Here is a 21,715-nt window from a genome sequence, read left to right on the forward strand (position 1 = left end):
TATTGGCAGAGTATAAAGAACGAAAATACCGATTTTAAATTTGTTATTTAGAATTTTTGTCTGGTTCAGATGGTTCGAATTGTTTCTAAGTATCAATAGAAATTGAATTTTGTTATGGAAACAACACTCCCTTTTTAATCTTTAAATAAAAAGCTATAAAATTAGAACACGCACTAAATTCCAATTTCAAGCTTAATGGGGCAATGATCGGAGCCAAAATATTCCGATAATATTTCTACTTTATTTACTTTTTCAACCAAAGGGTTGCTAACTAAAAAATAATCTATTCGCCATCCAGTGTTTCGCTCTCTAGATTTAAAACGATAGCTCCAATAGGTGTAAGCAACTGTTTCTGGATGGAAGTGTCTAAATGTATCTACAAAACCTTCATTTAGAAAGTTGTCCATCCCATCAATTTCTATTTGCGTGTAGCCCGCGGTTTTATTGTAATTTGCTTTGTCATTTTTAAGATCAATGGCTTGATGTGCAACATTTAAGTCGCCACAGAGGATTACAGATTTCGTTTTCTCTATATTTTTGAGATAGTTATGAAAATCGGTATCCCAACCTTTTCTATAATCTAGTCTTTCCAATTTTTGTCCCGAATTAGGAACGTAAACGTTCACCAAATAGAAGGTATCATATTCTGCGCAGATTACGCGTCCTTCTGTATCGTGCTCTGCAATTCCCATATCATAAGTAACTGATATCGGTTCTTTTTTACTCAAAATAGCAACTCCAGAATATCCCTTTCTTTCTGCCGAATTATAATATTGGTGATAATCTGTCATTTCAGACAAAGCTTCCTCAACTTCCTCGTTCTGCGCTTTTGTTTCTTGAAGACAAAGAACATCCGGATCCATTTTAGAGATATCATCAAAAAAATCTTTTTTAGTGATTGCTCTTACGCCATTTACATTCCAAGAGATTATTTTCATCGTTTAGTTTATCTTTTTGTAAATATCAGAAAGGCCTATTGAATTTCCAATAATATGTTTATGAAATATGTAAACTGAATTCTCAAAAAATCAAAATTCCCAAGCCAAGCCTATTCCGAAGGAAATATAATTGAGTTTAAGCTCTGTTTCCACATTAGCGATTTCCGCATCTCTTGAAAGTGAACGATATCTAATCTCAGGTCTAAAAGAGAGATTTGAGGCAAATTCATAATCAACACCCAATGCCGCTTGCCATCCAAATCCGTAACCCGAATCCGCATTAATAGTGTTGGAATTATTTTCCAGTTGTATATGGTTGTACACTGCTCCTGCTTTTGCTAAATAAGAAAATGCTGAAGTTCCAATGGGGCGGATAATCTGGAAACCAAAGGTAAATCCTGTTTCTTCAAAAGTGAAATTTTCTTTTAATAATCTATCGTCTCCTTTAAATTGATTTAAACCCCAGCCTGCGTAAACAGCTAAGTGAGGCATTAATTTATAGGCGCCTATAAGTTCAAAACCATATCCTACTTTTGAATCGATATTACCAGAATCACTTGTGGGGAAATTTAAACCCGGTCTAAACTCCATTGACCATTTTTCCTGTGTTTTTGCAGTGAATGAAATCAGAAGGATTGCTGTAGCTATCAATAAAATGTGTTTTTTCATTGTGTTTTGGGTTCTCATTAAATTCTAACCCAAATTACTTTGAAAAAAAATCTTTAACTATGACTTAAGTCAGTTTAAAACTGTTTTTTAGTTAATTAAAATACCAATCACTCAAACGTTAACACTGGCATCAATCTCGTTTATAACAAATCTTTCAAACTAATAAAATGTAGTGAAATATGACGAAAATTTATAACGGAATATTGCCGTGTTTTCGGTTTGGTCGCGGAACGTCTTTGGTTTCTAGCATCGCGAAAGCTTTCAAAAGTTTTCTACGAGTTTCTCTTGGTTGAATTACCTCATCAATAAATCCGCGTTGAGCTGCTTTAAAAGGATTAGCAAATGTTTCGGCATATTCAGCTTCTTTTTCTGAGAGTTTTAACTCAGGGTTTTCGGCTGCAGCAATTTCTTTTCTAAAAATAATCTCACTCGCTCCCTTTGCTCCCATCACAGCGATTTCAGCCGTTGGCCAAGCGTAGTTCATATCTGCGCCTATGTGTTTACTGTTCATTACGTCATACGCTCCACCATAAGCCTTTCGTGTAATTACGGTAACTCTTGGAACGGTCGCTTCGCTTAATGCGTAAAGTAATTTGGCCCCGTTCAGAATAATTCCGTTCCATTCTTGGTCGGTTCCCGGAAGAAATCCTGGAACATCAACCAAAACTAAAAGCGGGATATTGAAGCAATCGCAAAAACGTGTGAATCGTGCTCCTTTTTTGGAACTGTCTACATCCAAAACTCCCGCTAAACTCATCGGCTGGTTTGCAACTATCCCGATGCTTCTTCCGCCAAGTCTCGCAAAACCTACTATAATATTTTCTGCGTAATCTTTATGAACTTCAAAAAAGGAATCTTCATCTATTGTTCCTTTTATTACATCGTGCATATCATAAGGCTTGTTGGCAGAATCTGGTACAATGGTTTCCAATTCATCACGAAATTCATCAGCAGCTTTAAACGGTAGTTTTTCAGTAAGGGTTTTATTATTCTGCGGAAGATAACTGAGCAAAGTTTTTATTTGTTCTAAGCACACAATATCATTCGCAGCTGTAAAGTGTGTTACGCCACTTTTTGTAGCGTGAGTTCTAGCGCCACCAAGTTCTTCTGAAGTTACATTTTCATTGGTAACGGTTTTTACAACGTTTGGACCAGTAACAAACATATAACTACTATCCTGCACCATTAATGTGAAATCTGTCATTGCTGGAGAATAAACCGCTCCGCCTGCACACGGCCCCATAATAGCTGAAATCTGCGGAATTACGCCTGAAGCTTGCACGTTTCTATAAAAAATATCTGCATAACCACCTAAAGACCGAACGCCTTCCTGAATACGTGCGCCACCTGAGTCATTTAAGCCAATAACCGGTGCGCCAACGCTCACGGCGTGATCCATTATTTTACATATTTTCTCAGCGTGAGTTTCTGAAAGCGCGCCTCCAAAAACCGTAAAATCTTGGGCAAAAATATAAACTAAACGTCCGTTTATTGTGCCATAACCGGTAACCACGCCATCGCCGTAGTAGATTTCTTTTTGCATATCAAAATCTGTGGTTCGATGGGTTACAAGAATGCCCATTTCTTCAAAAGAACCTTCGTCTAAAAGATATTCTACGCGCTCACGAGCGGTTAGTTTTTTCTTTTCGTGCTGTTTTGAAATCCGTTTTTCGCCGCCGCCTTTTTTGGCTTCTTGAATTATTTCTTGCAATTTTTTATTATTGTCAGTCATAGAGTTAATTATTTCTCTGCGCAACTCTGTGTTTTTCTCCGTGTAACTCTGCGTAATAGCTATTTCACGGAGTTACACAAAGAACCGCAGAGGTTCACAGAGTTTTTGGTAATCGAAGTTTTTCTGAATCTTTTAAATATTGTTGTAATGCGAAAAGTGCTGCTATTTTTGCTTCTTCTTCATTGATTGCTTTTAACTTTTCTTCGGAATAGTATTTCTTTACAAAGTTAGTGTCGAAATTTCCACTTCTAAAAGCTTCATGCTCAAAGACAAATTTTCCAAACGGAAGTGTTGTGCTAACACCTTCAACTTTATATTCTGAAATGGCTTCCAGCATTGTTTGCATCGCTTCATTCCGCGTTTTTCCGTAGGTTATCAATTTGGAAAGCATTGGATCATACTGAATTGGAACTTGCATTCCTTCCGTAAACCCATCGTCCACACGAATATTTTTTCCGCTCGGCGGACGATAAACTTCCAGTTTTCCAACGCTCGGCATAAAATTGTTTAGCGAATCTTCTGCGTAAACGCGAAGCTCAAAAGCGTGTCCTGTTATTTTTAAATCTTCCTGTAAAAAGGAAAGTTTTTCGTTATTGGCAACGTTTATTTGCTGTTCTACCAAGTCGAGTCCTGTGATAAGTTCTGTAACGGGATGTTCCACTTGTAAGCGCGTATTCATTTCTAGAAAATAGAAATTGAGTTTATCATCTAAAAGAAATTCCACAGTTCCTGCTCCTACATAATCACAAGCTTTTGCAACTTTTACAGCTGCTTCGCCCATTTCTTTGCGCAATTCTGGCGTCAAAACTGAAGATGGTGCTTCTTCAACCACTTTTTGGTGGCGACGCTGAATGCTGCATTCTCGCTCAAAAAGATAAACCGTGTTTCCAAAGTTATCAGCTAAAACCTGAATTTCGATATGTCTAGGCGAAGTCACAAACTTTTCAATAAAAACCGAGCCATCACCAAAAGCATTTTCGGCTTCGCTGATGGCGCGTTTCATTTGGTCTTCAAATTCTTCTGAATTTTCAACAATTCGCATTCCTTTTCCGCCGCCACCTGCTGATGCTTTTATGAGGATTGGAAAACCTATATCTTTTGCAATTTCTTTTGCTGCGTTAACATCTTTGATGGCTTCAGCAGTTCCAGGAACCATTGGAATATTGTATTTTTTCACCGCATCTTTCGCTGCGAGTTTGCTTCCCATTATACGAATAGCGTGCGACCTAGGACCGATGAAAATCATTCCACTTTTTTCAACGTGTTCGCCAAATTCAGCGTTTTCACTTAAGAATCCGTAACCTGGATGAATTGCATCTACATTTAATTCCTGTGCAACTTTTATAATATTATCTCCTAAAAGATAGGATTCGTTGGAAGGTGGTGGACCAATACAAACTGCTTCATCTGCAAACTTTACGTGTGGTGCATTTCTATCTGCTTCGGAATAAACGGCAACCGTTTTAATGCCCATATTTCGGGCGGTTTTCATTATTCGCAAAGCTATTTCGCCTCTATTGGCGACTAATATTTTCTTAATCATTTTTCTGAAATTCAATTAGCAACTTACCCTTATCAACCGTTTCGCCTTTTGCGATTTTTACAGATTTTATAATTCCGTCGCGCGGCGCGGTTAAGGTGTTTTCCATTTTCATCGCTTCCAAAACACAGAGGAAATCACCTTTTTTAATGTTGTCTCCTACTGAAACATTTACTTCTAAAATCAATCCGGGCATAGGGGCGTTAATTTCATCTTCAACTGAAGCATTGCCCAATGAAAGACCCATTTTGGAAATAAGCGCGTCAAGTTCATTTTCTATTTTAACTTGATAGCGATTTCCATTGATTGATAATGTATAGTTTCTTTTAGTGAAATTAGCTTCAATGGTTTCAACCTCAACCGATTTGTTATTGTAGATTATGTTGGATTTTATGTCGTCGGAAATGACGTCTAGTGTTTCCAAATCTTTCGAGTTCAATGAAAATTCAAAATTATCATTGACAATCGCTTTATATTTTTCTTCCATAAACTGAAATTTTGATAAAGGTAAGATTTGTGGAAAGATTATACCAATAGGAAATACTTATATATAGAAAAGGTGTCTAAAAGGTAGTTTAAATATAGGTTTCAATCGCTCAGATTAGCTAAAAGAACCAGAAGTTCAACCTGACAATTGTAATAATTAACTTTTTAGACACCAGCCTATGCTTCTAATTTATTGTTTCAATTATTTTTTTGTGTTTGGTTTTGGTTTTGGTTTCGAGTCTGGTTTTGGTTTTGATTGCGATTTCTTTCCTTTAGCTATCGGGATCGATTTCGTCTCGATAGCTTTGGGGATCGCTTCAGTTTTGACTTCAACGATTGTCTTAGACTTTAGCTTTTTTCTTACTCCGCTCAACGCAGCTCTTAATTCGTTTATTCGGGTTTCTAAATCTTTTTGCGATTTATAACCTTCGCCTTTTAAACCTGCGACTGCATTGAGAGATTGGGTTAAGAATTCTAGATGTTCTAATTCTGCAGCTTTTTTCGCTTCGGAACCTGCTTTTCGCCAAATATTCTTAAAGTTTTTAGTTACCTCGTCCCATTTTGATTCAATTTTTTCATCTTCAACAACTAAGAGAAGACATAAATCAATATTTAAAGAAGCAATCAAATCCCAATAGTCAAGATCATCTATATTAGATCTTTCTTCTAATTTATTTTCTAAATCAATAAGCGTTTGCTTAGCCTCGGAAAAGGATCTTAGTTTGTATTTCTCCTTCTCAATAATAAACTCACCTCCATCTTTTATTGCTTCATTAAATACTAATAAGCAACCAAGTTCAATTGAATTCACTAACGAATATGTTTTGTTAGAATTAAATTCGTTACCATAAGCTCGCTCGTAATGAGAGATTGCAGCTTTATAAGCATTCACTCGTTTTTTAGAATCTGAAGCCAACATAGCTAGGCGTTTGTAGACGCTTCCCAAAAGATTATGACGTTCACCTGTTTCTCCAGCAAAGAGCAATACCGTAAGATCACTAATTACGCGTTCAATTTTTTGATATGCCTCTTTTTTTGACTCTGAGGAAGTATTTTCACTTTCAAAAATTTCCCTGATATAAAGTTTTGAACGTGTGTTGCAGTATTTTTCCATACAAGAAAAGGAAAATTCTGCATTTTCTTTTCTTAGTAGCTCTTCATAGTTTCCGTTAGCTTCAATATACATTGCTAGTTCCTGATAGATTTTAGCCACTCTTTCTATAATCTGCGGAGTTCTGAAAACATCTCTATCTACGGCTGTCAATATGGTGTTCAATTCTGTTAAATGATCATTATCTGTGCCAGTTGCCATCTGTAATTGGTTGAGCAAATTATCTAAATGAATCTCAGCCTCTTGCGGAACAATATAGCTTGGCGACCAAGAACCTGATCCAACAGAGATACCTTTCAGCTTAAAGAAAGGGTCTCCATAACATTGATAGGCACCCCAAGTATTGTTTCCTGGGTGTTTTTCATAAATGTAATTACGTGCATTTTTAACGGCATCCCCAAAATTATATCCGGCAAACATGCTACTGTAAAAAACCTGTGCAAAATCCAACGCTGCGGCATCATTAACAGCCCAACCAGCCGCGATTACGACTTTTACACCTATACTTATCAATTCAGTACCTATGTTAGCGGCCAGTTTATAGCGATCTTGATAAAATCTTTCGTCTTCCGAATTAGTATAACCAAGGTGACAGCAGTTTACGAAAACGAGTTCTGGAACTACTGGCATCTGTTTAATTTCGAATACAGTAAGGAATATTTCTTTTCCGATAACCATTCCTGATTTATTAGGGAATTTGGAATTGTAAACCCCGTGACCTGCCATATGGATTATTGAATAATCATTACAGAAAAAATTCTTGACAATGCTTTCGGCGCCAGTTCCTATAAGATGTGTGGTAGGATAACCCACGTTTTCCAGAGTATCTTTAACCATCATTCCTTCCTCTCTTGCGCCTGGCAATTGAGAAATGAAACCGTCTAATATTGGGTCGGCAATAATCAAGGCTCCTTTATCAGCTACACGTTTTATATTGATTCTGTAATCCTTCGTGGACAGTTGTCTAATCATTCCTGCGTTAATACACAATGGTTTCGCATTGGTTGTATTATCTTGAAGCAATTCCCAAGGATAGGAAGCAGTTTTGGTATCGAGAATCCAGGAAATGTTTCCTTTTCGTTTAAGTTTTTCTTTTAAGTTATTTGGAATTAATAATTCGAACAGTGTTTTTGCAGTACAGGCAGACCATTGATTACTGCTAGAAACTTCAGAAATAAATAGGTCTATTAATGGAGTACTGCTGTAAAGTTGGTTCTCTTCTTCTCTAGAATCCCCAGTTGAAGAACCGAAAACCATACTGGAAGGCTCCCCTGTTTGCTCGTTGGCTTCTTTATACTTAATTGTTATCCTGTTCCACCAATCCTCTGCATTGTCCAAAGGAGTTCTCTTTTGAATTCCCAATAAGTTTTTGATTCGTTTGTTACCAATAATAATATTGTATGTTGAATTTTCTTTATTAGCAATTTTGTTGAGGACATACATACAATTTAAAGCTCTGTTTGCATAACGCTCCACGATTTCTATGTGTTGAACGGTTTTGTAACCATCGTCCGACAGCAATTTTATCTTTTCATTTGCTCGGTTCACGCCATCAATAATTGCTTTTAGGGAACCTTCAACCGAAAGACCGCCATAGCCTGTCGCGATGATAAGGGAAGAAATTCCAATGCCTTTTTTAGGAACGTCAGCGCCACGAATAATTAGTAAATAATTCAAGACTCCTTGTTCAATAGATTCTGAAAGCTGAAAGGACGTGAGTTGATCTGGTTCTCCGAGACCTACTATAATCGCGCCTTCATAGTCGCTATTATTCAATTTACGAAATATGGCGTTTGTACCGATTTCACCAGGATAGAGCCCTAATCTATGTTTTGAAGTTAGGCTTCCTTCCATATAATTATCTATGGACTTTTCGGCATAAAGCACACCATCATTCAAAAAGTGACCCGCAACAACAGGATAATCTGCATATCGTAAATCGCCATTGCTAACAGTAACTGTAACAGGAATTTCGCTACCAACTGGTTCTATCTCACCACCAAGACCTAAAATTGTTTTTTCCAATCCGCTTTCTGAAAGATCAAAATCAATATCTGGTTCGGCACGGAATATTTTTTCTTCACCTCGTAATAACGGTTTTGTATTTCGGAGCAAATTGGTTTGGCCTGTGGAAAGTATTTCCTCTATGGCATTAAACAAATCTGGTTCATTGGCGAGCGCACCGTGGGTTACACGTGAATAATAGACTGCATTAGCTTCAACAAGCTGTTTTGGAATTCCGGAGGCCCAGGTTACACTTTGATCTCCTTCACTTGTATAAAGGAAATACAGTTGTTTTTTCGGTGGAATTTCATCAAGATAGTAACCACAAGGAGTCATTTTATCTTTTCCAGCGATATAAACCATGCTTGAATAATCTATGTCATCTCTTTTGTTTAGGATGTTATCGCGGTAATTTTTAAAATAATCAAGATCAGATTGAAGCGGTAGTGGCCAATCAGATTGTCCGAAATATTTACGCATATTTTCCCAGGTTTCCATTTTTGCGAAATCGTTTTTCGGATCGGTTGTTAAAGGTAACAAAGCTAATATTCCCGGGAATTGAGAGAACATTTTAAGCAGCCCTTTTTTAGTATTAAAAAGATCTAATTTGCTTAACTTTTGAATTATAGCATCCTCTCCAAACAATACAGAAGGAATTCTAAACGAACCTCCAAGTGGCGATCCAAGAAAGAGCATTCTAAAGCCTTTTGAAGCTTTTAAGTCTTGCCAAGTATCGTCGTGATTAAGAATAAAATCACGCGCCAAAAGTCCGCCCATTGAATGCCCAATAATCTTTATTGGTTGTCCAATTTTCAGTAAACTTTTAATTTTTATATTGAATTCACTGGCGCATTCTGGAAGTGGTTTTCGCCAATCGAAAGGAAATACTACTACATCATATTTGCCCGACAACCATTTATAAAGTTTATAATATGAAGTTTTTACAACGGAATCTGCAACAATTTTATTCACGTTAGAATACCCAAGTTTTATCAATCCACCAGTAAGAACTCGACCATAATGAAGCCATATCTCCTTGTCATTTTGTGTTAGGTTGGAACCCATAATTCCTGGGAGCAACACCACCATAGGCTTTCTGCCTGATGGTGGATCTGAGGAAGGATACAATTCACCAGATTCTACAAGAGCTCTATCGCTTCCGGGAATTTGATCTTGTGCAAAACTTTTAAAACCTGGAATAATTTGTCCTTCAGCAGTTTTAAGTACTAATTCTATCGCTTCTCGTGTCTTATCATTTTCAAAGTACTTAACGTGATTTACATCGACTCCTTGGTCAAAGAAATATTGAATGTTGTCTTTACGTTTTACGCCTAAATACATAGAATCTGTATTCACAACTAAATCATTACGTTGCATATAGAACAGTTTTCCAAGAATCACAAAAAGACCTTGTTTAGAAAAACTCAATTTTCCATTCCCCGAAATTATTGCCAAAGCTTGCCCGTTAATAGCGGTTGCTGGTGATGGATCATTCAATATTTTTATAAAGGGCGATTCGGGTCGTTGAGCTTCTACACCCGGAAGCACGTTTACGTCATCTTTACTTTCAACGGCTGCGGAAAGTAATTCTTTCAAAATATCTCCAAATGGACCTCCAACTATAGTTACCAAGTTAAAAAATACATTTAGTATATGATCCAATCTTTTTGAAGCCAGCTTTGTTCCTGCGGCGGGACAGCCAACTCGAATAAACTTAGCGACTGTTATTTTTTTGTCCCTAAAAATTTTGTTGAGTGCCTCTATATTTTTAATATCTTCTTCCCTATCGTCTTCCTTTTCCAGCAATGCAAGGTGGTTGCTTGTAAACCCTAGAGAAGATTCATCATTATCACTGCTATATTTATTCAAAATATCTCCAACAATTCCACCTCTAGAATGGGTAAGCAAATGCACCACGGAATTATTAGGAAGCATTTGGGCGAGTTTCACAACATTCAGCAATGGGCTCTCTGTAAGGGTTCTATGCTGAAAAGCAATTACGTTTTTACCATAAACCTCATGTAATGTATTCCAGACAGGAGTATTTTTCAAATCTTGAAACGCCCCAAAAGTGTCTGAGTTTGTTCCATGAATAAATAGAAAAAACGGACTGTTGGATGGTTTTCCATCAAAAGTTCCGAATTTAAAATCTTTATCAACAGTGAATAAACCTGCACCGATTTTTAAAAAGTTTGTTGGGATAATAGAACTGTCTATTTCATTCTGCAAATGCTTGTCTTCAAGTTTTTCTGAGAGCTCTGCCACTCCTTTCCCTATGGCCTTTTTTGCGAATACTTTTAAAAGTTTAAGGGCTATTTTACCGATAAGACCTCTTTCTGTTGAAGGTGCTTCCACAGAACTGGGCAGTACAAAAATATCGGGCTGCATATCGCGACTTCCAGGAGGTTTTAGAGCCGGATCAAGCTCAGGAAAAACTTCATGCATTGTGGACGCATCGCACATCCAAGTAGTGCCATCAACAAGAACTAGGTGCAACAACTTATCATTTCCCTCTAGTTCGATTTCGTGCTGATTGGAAACATCTCTATTACTAGACTGTAAATCATAGACAATCGCTCCATCTTCATCGATTTCCTTACTACCATAAACTACAAGTTTTTTGATTGGTTCCATATTATTGGGTATTAGGTTATTTTAAAAAATAGATTGGCCTTTCTTAATGGAAAAAGCTGAATTTTAGCATACAATGCTCAAATACAACAGTTTGAATGAACTTTAATTTTACGGTTAAATTAATTAACCCAAACATAAAGTACTGGCCAATAAGCACTTGATTAAAAAAGAGAATGTTTCGTGAGGAAATTAAAAGTTACAATAATTTTTTAAATTCTATCATAATTTTATTGGTTGAATTTTTTTGTGCTTAAAAGAATATTTAACCACTTCATAAAATTTTAAATGGTTTCCAGATTTATAACTTAATTTCAGTATCTTTTTGAAAACAAAATGAATATGAAAAAGTACATTTTTTTGGCAACAATATTCGCTGTTCTCACCTCTTGCGCTCAACAAAAAAAGAAAAGTGATGTTGCACTAAAAACAGAGCCACAATCCTATAAAATTGAAGAAGCGGTTAAGGATCTTTCCAACCCTTGGGGAATGACTTGGTTGCCCGACGGAAGTATGCTTATTACCGAAAAAGATGGACGACTAATACATTTTAAAAATGATAAAAAGACCGAAATAGCAAATGTTCCAAAAGTTTACAACAGCGGACAAGGCGGTTTGCTTGATATTGAATTGCATCCAAACTATAAAGAAAACGGTTGGATTTATATGACTTATGCTTCAGAAGAAGGGGGTGGCAATGGCGGACACACAGCTTTGATGCGTTGCAAATTAGAAAGTAATTCACTCACAAATATTGAAACACTCTACAAAGCCACACCCAACACAACTGCAGGACAACACTTTGGTTCCCGGATTGAGTTTGACAACGAAGGTTTTGTATATTTTTCTATTGGCGAACGTGGCGAACGAGAAGTGAATCCGCAAGACATAACTCGCGATGGCGGAAAAATCTACAGATTGAACGATGATGGAAGCATCCCAACTGACAATCCCTTTTATAACGAACCGAATGCCAAAAAAGCAATTTACACCTACGGAAACCGAAATCCACAAGGAATGGCAAAGCATCCCGAAACTGGAAAAATCTGGATGCACGAACACGGCCCAAAAGGTGGCGACGAAATAAACATCGTAAAAAAAGGCGCAAATTACGGCTGGGTGACGGTTACATATGGTATTAATTATAGCGGTACAAAAATAACAGATGAAAAAATTAAAGAAGGAATAGAACCGCCCGTTTATTATTGGGTTCCATCCATCGCTCCTTGCGGAATGGCGTTTGTAACTGGCAATAAATATCCGCAGTGGGAAGGGAAGTTATTGGTTGGCTCCTTAAAATTTTCTTATGTTGAATTACTTACTTTGCAAGGCGACAAAGTAACAAACCGAGAGAAAATCGCGCAAGATATCGGCCGCGTTCGAAACGTAAAAATGGGACCCGATGGATTGATTTATATTGCTGTAGAAGGACAAGGAATATTTAGATTAATTCCTGAATAAAATATAAACCAAAAATTCACGAATGACTTTCTAAAAAAAATTCGAGAATTCTTGGTTTTTTAAAATTTACTTTTTAACTCCTTTTTTCCTTTTTCTCCAGAAATCATAAGCGAACCAACCGATTACCAGAATCACGAAATACATTAAGTATGAAACTGGTTTACCACTTCCACCAACGGTTGTGAATAGACGTTCCCAACGTACTTTTTTATTGATTCCATCCCAGCTCATCCATACAAAAACAGGTTTTCCAACAACGTGGTTGAAGGGTACAAAACCCCAAGTTCTAGCGTCTTCACTGTTATTTCGGTTGTCACCCATCATCCAATAATAATCCATTTTGAAGGTGTAATTGGTTAACGCCTTTCCGTTCAACAAAACTTCAGTGCCAGATTGGGTGATTTTATTGTCAATTCCTAGTTCACTTCCTTCGTAAACTTCAATCACACGTTTGTATAATGGTAGCGTTTCAGGAGTGATGGAAACGGTTGCGCCTTTCTTCGGAATATATAAAGGTCCAAAAAAATCGTTGTTCCAAGTATAGTTGTGGTTGTTTGGAAAAATGCTTTGATCCCATTGCCCCTTTTCACCACGCATGCGTGTAATTTCAACCACATTTGGGTTGTTTTTCAGCAAATTCAGAGATTCTTCTGAAATAGCTGCAAATCTATATGCGCTACTATTACTATCGTAGCCGTACCTATCGGTTATATTGTAGCGGTTATGAAGCATTTCCGGGTTTAGCTGTCCATTTACTTTTACTTCATAAGAAAACTGAATTCTTGCACGATCTGGCAAATCATTCTTTTTTCCGTTGATGAAAACATATCCGTCTCGAACTTCCAAAGAATCACCTGGCAACGCAACGCAACGCTTTACATAGTTCGATTTCTTATCGATCGGCTTGTAATAATATTTTCCATCACCGTACTGCTGAAAAGCATTCACTGTATCTACAGGCCAGTTAAAAACTACAATATCATTATGTTTTATATCCTGAAAACCAGGAAGTCTAAAATATGGAATTTGTGGTTCTGTAAGGTATGATTTTGAATGAACCACCGGAATTGTATCGTGCACCATCGGAAAAGCAATTGGCGTCATTGGCGCCCGCGCACCGTAATGAAACTTACTCACAAAAAGAAAATCACCAACCAACAATGTTTTTTCCAAAGAGGAAGTTGGAATCGTAAACGGTTGCATTACATAAGTATGAACAATCGTGGCAGCAACGACCGCAAATAAAATAGAACTAACCCACTCTCCTGTTGAAGTTCGTGGTTTAAGACTTCTATCTTTTATATGAGTTACTTTTTTAGTATAGTTTATGTAGTAAATATATAGTCCCAAAGTCAAGATTCCCAAAACGGTATCGGTTGTAGAATTTCGTCCAAAACTGCGAAGCGTTTCTACCCAAAGAACTGGAAACATAATTAAATTCACAATAGGAACGAAAAGTAAAATTGTCCACCACCACGGACGGTTTATGATTTTCATCAAAATCACTGCGTTGTAAACTGGAACTGCAGCTTCCCAAGCTTTTCTACCTGCTATTTGGTATAACCTCCAAGTCCCAGCAAAATGGATTACTTGAACTATTAAGAAAAATAAAAACCAACCTGTCCAACTCATTTTTAAATATGTTAATTGTTAAATGTTAATGGGGCCCTTCGACTGCGCTCAGGTTGACATCTTCGTTAATTTGTGATTGGAAAATCTTCAATCGTCAATCAAAATTCGTCAATCCTTAGCACATCTTTCATTGTAAAAATACCTTTTTTATCTTTTAGCCATTCCGCTGCTAAAATTGCACCTTTTGCGAAACCTTCGCGGCTGTGTGCTTCGTGTACAAATGAAATAGTATCTATCTCTGAATCGTAAGAAACTAAATGCGTTCCCTTTACGTCTTCTTCCCTTTTCGCGATGATATTCAGACTATTTTCTTCGGAAGTATTTAGCTTCCAATTCTTTTTATTACTGTGTTTTAAAATTCCTTCGGCAATCGTAATTGCTGTTCCGCTTGGCGCATCTTTCTTTTCAAGATGATGTATTTCTTCAACTGAAACATTGTATTCCTTCCAAGGAGCCATCAACTTTGCGGCGTATTCGTTGATACTGAAAAAAAGATTAACTCCTATGCTGAAGTTGGACGCAGAGATGAAACTTCCGTTACGTTTTTCACATAACTTTACCATTTCATCATATTTTTCAAGCCAGCCTGTTGTGCCTGAAACTACAGGAATTCGAGCTTCCAATGCTTTCGAAATATTTTTAACAGCAGCTTCAGGTGAAGAAAATTCTATGGCAACCTCAGCATCTTCAAAATTTCCTTCGGAAGAATCTATGCTACTTTTAAAGACTACAGAATGTCCTTTTTCTAAAGCCAACCTTTCAATGGTTTTACCCATTTTTCCGTAACCAAGAAGTGCTATTTTCATAAGTTAAATGACAGGTGACGGATGACCGAAGACGAATGGCGGAAAACGGAAATTCTAAAATATTGATTCTTGATTCTTTGTTCTTTCATCTTTGTTCTTTTTTCTTTCTACCAACTGTCCACTATCCACTACCAACTACTTAAACCGATACGTCAGCGACATTCCATATTGCGGCGCTGCATTAAACTGATTATAATCAAAATTGGGTTGGAGCGAAAGGTCTTCACTTACTTCATATTGCCTTAAATGCGCATCTACATTGGCATCTACAACGTTCAACAAATAGAATACTACTGTTACAATAACGCTATAGCTTTTGTTTTTCTGAGCGGTTTTCTGAGCGTTTATTAAACGGTCTGTAGAAACACCTTGAAATTCATCATCCGTGTAACCGGCAAGTCTTCTTTTGTAAGCATCACGGAAACGAGTATAATCATCATCTTGCTGCTTGTAAAAATAAACTCCAGCCGCCATTCCTGCATAAATGATAGGAATTTTCCAATATCGTTTGTTATAAACTTGCCCTAAACCTGGAACTACCGCAGAATAAAAAGCAGCTTTTGCAGGTGCCAGCGGATTGTATTCTTCCTGTGGCAAAAGTGAATCGTTTACCACGATTACTCTTTCATCCTTTTTCACTGTTAAAGAATCAGATGTCTGCGCGAACAGTGTTGTGGCGAAGATTAAAAAAAAAATATGTAGGAATCTATTTTTCACTTTTAATTAGCTTCAAAATACGTTCGAAGTCTTCTTTATTCTTAAAAGGAACAACGAGTTGCCCTTTTCCCGATTTAGAAACTTTCACTTCAACAGAAGTTTCAAAAAGATCAGTCAATTCTTTCTTTGCTTTTTTGGCGAAAGGAGGTGCGCTCGTTTTTTCAGTTGCGGTCTTTTGGTTTGGATTTTTATAATTTCGAACCAAAGCTTCGGTATCGCGAACGGAAAGGTTTTGACTTAAAATCTTTTCGTAAATATCAAGTTGGTCGCTTAAATCGTCAACATTTATCAATGCTCGACCGTGGCCCATGCTGATGAAACCGTCGCGCATTCCGGTTTGGATGATTGGATCCAATTTCAGCAAACGCAAGTAATTGGCGATTGTGGAACGGTTCTTCCCTACCCTGTCGCTAAGTTCTTCTTGAGTAACGTTTATTTCTTCAATTAAACGTTGGTATGAAAGTGCAATTTCAATAGGATCTAAATCTTGACGCTGGATGTTTTCAACCAGAGCCATTTCCAAAGATTCCTGATCGTTCGCAATACGAATATATGCAGGAATGGTTTCTAACCCAACCAATTTTGAAGCCCGAAAACGGCGTTCGCCACTTACCAATTGGTATTTATTGAAATCTAATTTACGAACCGTAATTGGTTGAATAACGCCAAGTTCCTTTATAGATGAAGCCAATTCACGAAGCGATTCTTCATTAAAACTGGTTCGTGGCTGAAAAGGATTTACTTCAATACTACCTAAATCCAACTCCACGATACTGCCAACAACCTTATCCGCATTTTTATCGGAAGCCGATTTTATATCGTTGGAAGGATCTTTCAACAATGCTGAAAGTCCGCGGCCTAAGGCTTGTTTTTTGGTCGCTTTCGCCATTTATTCTTTTTCGTTTTTTTGGATTAATTCGTGCGCCAAACTTAAATAATTATCGGCTCCTTTACTTGAAGCATCGTAACTAATAATACTCTCGCCATAACTGGGCGCTTCACTTAAACGCACATTGCGCTGAATGATTGTTTTGAAAACCATTTCGTCAAAATGCTTTTTCACTTCATCTACAACTTGGTTTGAAAGTCGCAAACGCTGATCATACATTGTAAGTAACAAACCTTCAATATCTAGGTTTGCATTGTGTATTTTCTGAATGCTTTTAATCGTGTTCAACAGTTTTCCAAGGCCTTCCAAAGCAAAATATTCACATTGAATTGGAATCAGAACTGAATCTGCTGCCGTTAATGCATTCAAAGTAAGCAAACCCAATGATGGTGCGCAATCTATAAGAATATAGTCGTAATCTGCTTTTAAGCCTTCAATGGCTTTTTTCAGCATATATTCACGGTTTTCTACGTCAACCAATTCAATTTCAATGGCCACCAAATCTATGTGGGACGGTATTAAATCTAAATTTGGAGAATTTGTGGCAACGATGGCTTCCTTTGCAGTCGCGCTGTGCTCTAACAATTGGTAGGTACCAACCTCAACACTTTCAACATCAATTCCTAATCCTGAGGTTGCATTTGCCTGAGGATCTGCATCTATAAGTAAAACTTTTTTCTCCAAAACGCCCAATGAGGCCGCTAAATTCACTGAGGTAGTAGTCTTTCCCACTCCTCCTTTTTGGTTTGCAATTGCAATTATTTTACCCATTAATTTGCTCGAAATTTTGAGGGTTAAAAGTACGATTATTTATATGGATAGAAAATGAATTTGTTAACAGGAAGTCAACAAAATAAGTTATGTGTTCAGAGTTATAAGTTTTCAATTTCATAACTCTGAACTCATATCTCATAACTTTTAGGATTTCTTTTTATCCCGTATCATCGCTTCCAACATATCCCACATTTGTTGCGGAACTTCTTCTAAAAGATTCATTTGTCCCGCGCCTTTTAACCATTCGCCACCATCTATTACTACTACTTCTCCGTTTATGTATGCTGAAAAATCTGAAACTAGATAAGCTGCAAGATTTGCAAGTTCTTGGTGTTCACCAACTCGTTTTACAGGAACCTTTTTTGCAGGATCGAATTTTTCTTTTAAATCGCCCGGAAGCAATCTATCCCAAGCTCCTTTTGTTGGGAAAGGTCCTGGAGCGATTGCATTAAAACGGATTCCGTATTTTGCCCATTCAACGGCTAAAGAACGCGTCATTGCTAACACACCTGCCTTTGCCGTTGCACTCGGCACCACGTATGCAGAACCTGTGAAGGCGTAAGTTGTTACAATATTAAGAACGGTTTTATTGGTTTCTTTCTTTTCAATCCAATGTTTTCCGAAAGCAAGTGTACAGTTTTTTGTTCCTTTTAAAACGATATCTATAATTGTATCAAAAGCATTTGCTGAAAGTCTTTCTGTAGGTGAAATGAAATTTCCTGCGGCATTGTTCAAAAGAACGTCAACGCTGCCAAATTCCTTTACGGAAGCTGCTACCATTGCTTCTACTTCATCATAATTTCTTACATCGCATTGCACTGGAAGTACTTTTCCACCTGTTGATTCTTCAAGTTCCTTTTTTACGGTTTGAAGTTTTTCAATGTTTCGGGAAGTGATAACCACATTGGCTCCAAGTTCCAAAAAGTAGGTTGTCATTGCTTTTCCTAAGCCGCTTCCGCCGCCTGTTACAACTATTGTTTTTCCTTTTAAAGCGTTGTCGCGAAGCATTTTTGCAGTATAATCCATAAAATATTTTGTTTGTCAGTAAAGATAAGAAGTAAAACTAGGAATGAATAATTAGTTAGAAAGAAATAGCAGCAATAAATCAATTCCACAGTATTTCCAGAAATAGAATCTAGAAAGTTAACGTAGGCATAAAAGAAAGCATTTTAAGGGTTAAAGACTGTGAAAATATTCATCTTCACTAACAACAAATGGTATATTGACCTATGGAAAAAATATTAGTAGCAGGTGCAAATGGCACCACAGGGAAAAAAATAATTTCGATATTAAAAGAATCTAATAAATATGAACCTATTGCGATGGTTCGGAAAGAAGAACAAGCTTCACATTTTAAAACTGAAGGTGTAAAAACGATGCTTGCAGATTTAGAAAATGATGTGAGCCAAACCACAAATGGAATTGACCGCGTAATCTTCGCAGCGGGTTCTGGTGGCAAGAAAGTGATGGAAGTAGATCAAGAAGGTGCAAAAAAACTGATGGATGCTTCTAAAGAAAAAGGAGTGAAAAAATTTGTAATGCTAAGTTCAATGGGCGCTGACAATCCAGAAAAAGCAGAAGATTTAAAAGAATATCTAAAAGCAAAACACAACGCAGATGAATATCTGAAACAATCTGGCGTTCAATACACCATTGTACGTCCCGGAGCCCTAACTAACAATGATGGAAAAGGGAAAATTTCTTTAGAAAACAAACTTAATAAACAAGGCGAAATATCCCGAAGTGATGTAGCGGAAACGCTTGTAGCTTCTCTGGAAGATGCAGTTGCAAAAAATAAAACCTTTGAAATTTTAGAGGGCGAAACTTATATTAAAGCGGCGCTAGAAAAGATATAAAATTTTCAGAATATTCTATTAAACAAAAAGCACCTGAAAAATTTAAGGTGCTTTTTTTATGGGTTTCTGTTATTAAAATTATTCAGATTTCCAAAGTAATTTTTGTGCGGTTCCGTGATCACCTAGATGATAAACGCTTATTGACGTTGCTTTAAAGCGAATTGGCTTAAAAATAGTTGAAGCTAAACTATCCAATAGCGTTTTTTGAGCAACTCCCAAACTAATGTGCGGATCAAAGTTTTCATAACTATGTTTCTCCACAAATTCAGGAACATACGTCACAGTAGATTCACTGATTGGACTACCGTCTGGGTTTTGTATGAAAGCTTCGTCAGAACCGTTTTTCAATATAAATGATTTCATCAACTCAATAGTTTTCTCGTGAAGTTTTAATAATTGCTGACTTTTTTCAACTGAAATCATTGCGAAGCTTTCTTCTTTTTCCTTATAATAGAAAAGATTTTCTGCTTTTAAGGAATCGTTTTCAATTGTGCTGAAAAGTCCTTCCAAAGCATTATTCACTTTCGGTAAATCTTCTTCATTGATGAAACATTGCAACAACGTGATGTGGGGAATGTGGTTTTCATCAAGTGTTATGGTTTCAGGATTGTTCTGCTTCATCAACGCGTTTAGATAAATGGCTTGCGCGTGCATCTCTTCCGAAGGTGTTAACAATACGTCTATTGCGATTATATTTACCTCCTTTGGCGTGCAGGAAAAAATCATCAAACCTAAACCGATTGCGATTAGATATTTCTTCATATTAAAAAATTTACTGAACCACCACTTTTATGGTTTGGGTGGAAATACCGTTGTCTATTTTCAACAAATAGATTCCGCTGGAAAGATTTTGATTCCAAGAAATTTCTCCTTGTGGTGTGTTCCAAGTTTGCTGCATCAGTTTCTGTCCAGTTATACTGAAAACTGAAGTGGTTACTTGAGTGTTTAAAGAATTCTTCGGAATTGCTATAACAATGTTGCTAGAAACTGGATTTTGTGAAAGAACAAATTGATTGTTTAACTGATTTTCTGAAATTCCTATGGTTCCATTTCGTATTTCATCTAAAGCAAACTGAGCGCTTGCAGCAGTTACAGTTACGTGATCTTCGTTAGTATTTTGAATAAAAACATTTACAAAAGGTGAATTGGCCAAGTTGGGCGTAGCATACCAATCTGGATTGTCTATCGCCAAAGAACTCATTGTAGGAATAAAGGAATACAGATCCTGTTGCAGGGCATTGATAAAATCTATTAAAACTTGGTTGCCGCCACCATCGCCAAGAGCATCGCTGATGCTTCCAGTTCCACCAGGAGAACTATCTAAACCTGCACTAGTACTAGGCGACTGTGAAGTAGTAGCATAAGTGTTTACAGGAATACCTGCAAAGAAAACCGTTAGGTCTGTAACGGTGTTGGTCTGGTTTGTTGGCGGAGTGAACTTGAGCGCAACATCTATATTTGTTAAAGCATCTATAGTAAGATTGGTGTCTACCACTGTGGCGCCGGGGCTTCCTGTAGTTGTTCCGTTGCCGCTACCGTTTATCATTGTTACGTTTCTCACACTACTTGGGAAACCTAGAGCTTCTAACTCTGCCTGAAATTCATTTCTAAAACCAGGAGCACCCAAAGGCAAAACTTTAGTTGGATCTTGCTCAAAGTCAGAGCCAGCCAAAAGATGACCTTTTAAATGATCCAGCAGCATTTCCTTCGCCGCAGGAGAATTCAAAAGTTGATCCACAACTTGTTGCGCAGTTGCGTCGCCTACTTGAATTGCGAAATAATTTATTAAATACTGAAGACTGATAGGAATATTCGCCCCGCGATGTGGTGAATCAAACGAAATATAAAGACGTGTTTCGGCATCTAGACTATTGGCTTCCATATATGCCAACCCATAACGAGCAATCAAGCCACCCATACTTGGACCGAGAACTACTAGTTCTTCATTACCTACTTTGTCTGCGTTTAATTTTTGAATCATTGCAATCAAAACCATCGCGTTCCGCTGAATGTAGTCTGCGCCGCCATCTATGTCTTTTCCGCCTGTGTTATATACTGGTGCGTTTAGGATTACAATATCAAAACCTTCATTACGAAGAATGTCTGCCATGTTTTGTCCGTCAAAACTTAGGCTGGCGTAGAGACCGTTGATGTCTCTAGCATCTCCTGGATCAAAACCGTCTAGGATTATTATGGGTTTGTCTAAAACTCCATCCAGATTGTCTAAAAATATTTCATATTCACCTTGACCAAAATAGGCTTGCGTTTCTTCATAACCTTGATAGGGAATGGTTGCGGTAATTGTTTCAACGGCTTTGCTCTCCGGATATATTGCGTTTTCAGGAATATTTTGAAAACGTATTTGGGCGAAGGTGAATTGGGTGGTGAGGATTAAAAGGAGAATGTAAAACTTTTTCATTGGGAATTAATTTTGGTTTTGATGGGAAGGTAAGAAAAATTTGGTTGGCA

Annotated in this window: 16 protein-coding genes; 2 read left to right on the top strand and 14 right to left on the bottom strand. The window is 37.3% G+C overall.

Annotated features, from left to right (window positions below; all coding sequences use genetic code 11):
• Nucleotides 1-173: 173 nt before the first annotated feature.
• From AEQSU_RS01025 to AEQSU_RS01050, 6 genes are all read right to left on the bottom strand, one after another.
• On the bottom strand, nt 174-938 hold the full coding sequence (locus AEQSU_RS01025; RefSeq protein WP_014780994.1) for an exodeoxyribonuclease III: 765 nt from the start codon (nt 936-938) through the stop codon (nt 174-176).
• A 90-nt stretch (nt 939-1,028) separates the two neighbouring features.
• Complete coding sequence (locus AEQSU_RS01030) at nt 1,029-1,607, bottom strand: outer membrane beta-barrel protein (protein WP_042492208.1); 579 nt, start codon at nt 1,605-1,607, stop codon at nt 1,029-1,031.
• A 190-nt stretch (nt 1,608-1,797) separates the two neighbouring features.
• Entirely contained in the window at nt 1,798-3,339 is a 1,542-nt protein-coding gene (locus tag AEQSU_RS01035; RefSeq protein ID WP_014780996.1) for an acyl-CoA carboxylase subunit beta, read from the bottom strand.
• Nucleotides 3,340-3,433: 94 nt separating this feature from the next.
• The gene (gene accC / locus AEQSU_RS01040) at nt 3,434-4,879 is read right to left on the bottom strand and encodes an acetyl-CoA carboxylase biotin carboxylase subunit (RefSeq protein ID WP_042492210.1); all 1,446 of its coding nucleotides are present in this window, start codon (nt 4,877-4,879) and stop codon (nt 3,434-3,436) included.
• Entirely contained in the window at nt 4,875-5,366 is a 492-nt protein-coding gene (locus tag AEQSU_RS01045; protein WP_014780998.1) for an acyl-CoA carboxylase biotin carboxyl carrier protein subunit, read from the bottom strand. Before AEQSU_RS01045 ends, accC begins: the two co-directional genes overlap by 5 nt.
• Nucleotides 5,367-5,567: 201 nt before the next feature.
• Nucleotides 5,568-11,114, bottom strand: coding sequence for a CHAT domain-containing protein (locus AEQSU_RS01050; protein WP_014780999.1), 5,547 nt, complete (start codon nt 11,112-11,114; stop codon nt 5,568-5,570).
• A gap of 339 nt (nt 11,115-11,453) precedes the next feature.
• On the opposite strand from AEQSU_RS01050, the gene AEQSU_RS01055 reads away from it, so the two are divergent.
• Nucleotides 11,454-12,572, top strand: a complete 1,119-nt coding sequence (locus tag AEQSU_RS01055) for a PQQ-dependent sugar dehydrogenase (protein ID WP_014781000.1) — start codon at nt 11,454-11,456, stop codon at nt 12,570-12,572.
• Nucleotides 12,573-12,638: 66 nt separating this feature from the next.
• Here the strand turns inward: AEQSU_RS01055 and lepB are convergent, their stop codons facing one another.
• From lepB to AEQSU_RS01085, 6 genes are all read right to left on the bottom strand, one after another.
• Nucleotides 12,639-14,204 (bottom strand): signal peptidase I, encoded by a 1,566-nt coding sequence (lepB, locus tag AEQSU_RS01060; protein ID WP_014781001.1) that lies wholly within the window; start codon nt 14,202-14,204, stop codon nt 12,639-12,641.
• Nucleotides 14,205-14,302: 98 nt separating this feature from the next.
• Nucleotides 14,303-15,010, bottom strand: coding sequence for a 4-hydroxy-tetrahydrodipicolinate reductase (dapB, locus tag AEQSU_RS01065; RefSeq protein ID WP_014781002.1), 708 nt, complete (start codon nt 15,008-15,010; stop codon nt 14,303-14,305).
• A 135-nt stretch (nt 15,011-15,145) separates the two neighbouring features.
• Nucleotides 15,146-15,649, bottom strand: coding sequence for a DUF5683 domain-containing protein (locus AEQSU_RS01070; protein WP_245529097.1), 504 nt, complete (start codon nt 15,647-15,649; stop codon nt 15,146-15,148).
• 67 nt (nt 15,650-15,716) lie between these two features.
• On the bottom strand, nt 15,717-16,616 hold the full coding sequence (locus AEQSU_RS01075) for a ParB/RepB/Spo0J family partition protein (protein ID WP_014781004.1): 900 nt from the start codon (nt 16,614-16,616) through the stop codon (nt 15,717-15,719).
• Complete coding sequence (locus AEQSU_RS01080) at nt 16,617-17,387, bottom strand: ParA family protein (protein ID WP_014781005.1); 771 nt, start codon at nt 17,385-17,387, stop codon at nt 16,617-16,619.
• Between the two features lie 147 nt (nt 17,388-17,534).
• Nucleotides 17,535-18,416 carry an SDR family oxidoreductase gene (locus AEQSU_RS01085; protein ID WP_014781006.1) on the bottom strand — a complete coding sequence of 294 codons (882 nt, stop codon included), beginning with the start codon at nt 18,414-18,416 and terminating at the stop codon, nt 17,535-17,537.
• 203 nt (nt 18,417-18,619) lie between these two features.
• Here AEQSU_RS01085 and AEQSU_RS01090 point away from each other — a divergent pair, with 203 nt between their 5' ends.
• Nucleotides 18,620-19,246, top strand: a complete 627-nt coding sequence (locus AEQSU_RS01090; protein WP_014781007.1) for an SDR family oxidoreductase — start codon at nt 18,620-18,622, stop codon at nt 19,244-19,246.
• Between the two features lie 78 nt (nt 19,247-19,324).
• On the opposite strand, the gene AEQSU_RS01095 is transcribed toward AEQSU_RS01090, so the two are convergent.
• Both AEQSU_RS01095 and AEQSU_RS01100 read right to left on the bottom strand, forming a co-directional pair.
• Nucleotides 19,325-20,008, bottom strand: coding sequence for a 2'-5' RNA ligase family protein (locus AEQSU_RS01095; RefSeq protein ID WP_014781008.1), 684 nt, complete (start codon nt 20,006-20,008; stop codon nt 19,325-19,327).
• A gap of 10 nt (nt 20,009-20,018) precedes the next feature.
• On the bottom strand, nt 20,019-21,665 hold the full coding sequence (locus tag AEQSU_RS01100) for a T9SS type A sorting domain-containing protein (RefSeq protein ID WP_014781009.1): 1,647 nt from the start codon (nt 21,663-21,665) through the stop codon (nt 20,019-20,021).
• Nucleotides 21,666-21,715 lie beyond the last annotated feature (50 nt).

This window comes from Aequorivita sublithincola DSM 14238 (assembly GCF_000265385.1).
In the GTDB taxonomy this organism is placed as follows: Bacteria; Bacteroidota; Bacteroidia; order Flavobacteriales; family Flavobacteriaceae; genus Aequorivita; species Aequorivita sublithincola.

Excerpts from the sequence above, each read along its gene's own strand:
- AEQSU_RS01025 (WP_014780994.1), bottom strand. The coding sequence starts at position 938 with ATGAAAATAATCTCTTGGAATGTAAATGGCGTAAGAGCAATCACTAAA.
- AEQSU_RS01030 (WP_042492208.1), bottom strand. The coding sequence starts at position 1,607 with ATGAAAAAACACATTTTATTGATAGCTACAGCAATCCTTCTGATTTCA.
- AEQSU_RS01035 (WP_014780996.1), bottom strand. The coding sequence starts at position 3,339 with ATGACTGACAATAATAAAAAATTGCAAGAAATAATTCAAGAAGCCAAA.
- AEQSU_RS01045 (WP_014780998.1), bottom strand. The coding sequence starts at position 5,366 with ATGGAAGAAAAATATAAAGCGATTGTCAATGATAATTTTGAATTTTCA.
- AEQSU_RS01050 (WP_014780999.1), bottom strand. The coding sequence starts at position 11,114 with ATGGAACCAATCAAAAAACTTGTAGTTTATGGTAGTAAGGAAATCGAT.
- AEQSU_RS01055 (WP_014781000.1), top strand. The coding sequence starts at position 11,454 with ATGAAAAAGTACATTTTTTTGGCAACAATATTCGCTGTTCTCACCTCT.
- lepB (WP_014781001.1), bottom strand. The coding sequence starts at position 14,204 with ATGAGTTGGACAGGTTGGTTTTTATTTTTCTTAATAGTTCAAGTAATC.
- dapB (WP_014781002.1), bottom strand. The coding sequence starts at position 15,010 with ATGAAAATAGCACTTCTTGGTTACGGAAAAATGGGTAAAACCATTGAA.
- AEQSU_RS01075 (WP_014781004.1), bottom strand. The coding sequence starts at position 16,616 with ATGGCGAAAGCGACCAAAAAACAAGCCTTAGGCCGCGGACTTTCAGCA.
- AEQSU_RS01080 (WP_014781005.1), bottom strand. The coding sequence starts at position 17,387 with ATGGGTAAAATAATTGCAATTGCAAACCAAAAAGGAGGAGTGGGAAAG.
- AEQSU_RS01085 (WP_014781006.1), bottom strand. The coding sequence starts at position 18,416 with ATGGATTATACTGCAAAAATGCTTCGCGACAACGCTTTAAAAGGAAAA.
- AEQSU_RS01090 (WP_014781007.1), top strand. The coding sequence starts at position 18,620 with ATGGAAAAAATATTAGTAGCAGGTGCAAATGGCACCACAGGGAAAAAA.
- AEQSU_RS01095 (WP_014781008.1), bottom strand. The coding sequence starts at position 20,008 with ATGAAGAAATATCTAATCGCAATCGGTTTAGGTTTGATGATTTTTTCC.
- AEQSU_RS01100 (WP_014781009.1), bottom strand. The coding sequence starts at position 21,665 with ATGAAAAAGTTTTACATTCTCCTTTTAATCCTCACCACCCAATTCACC.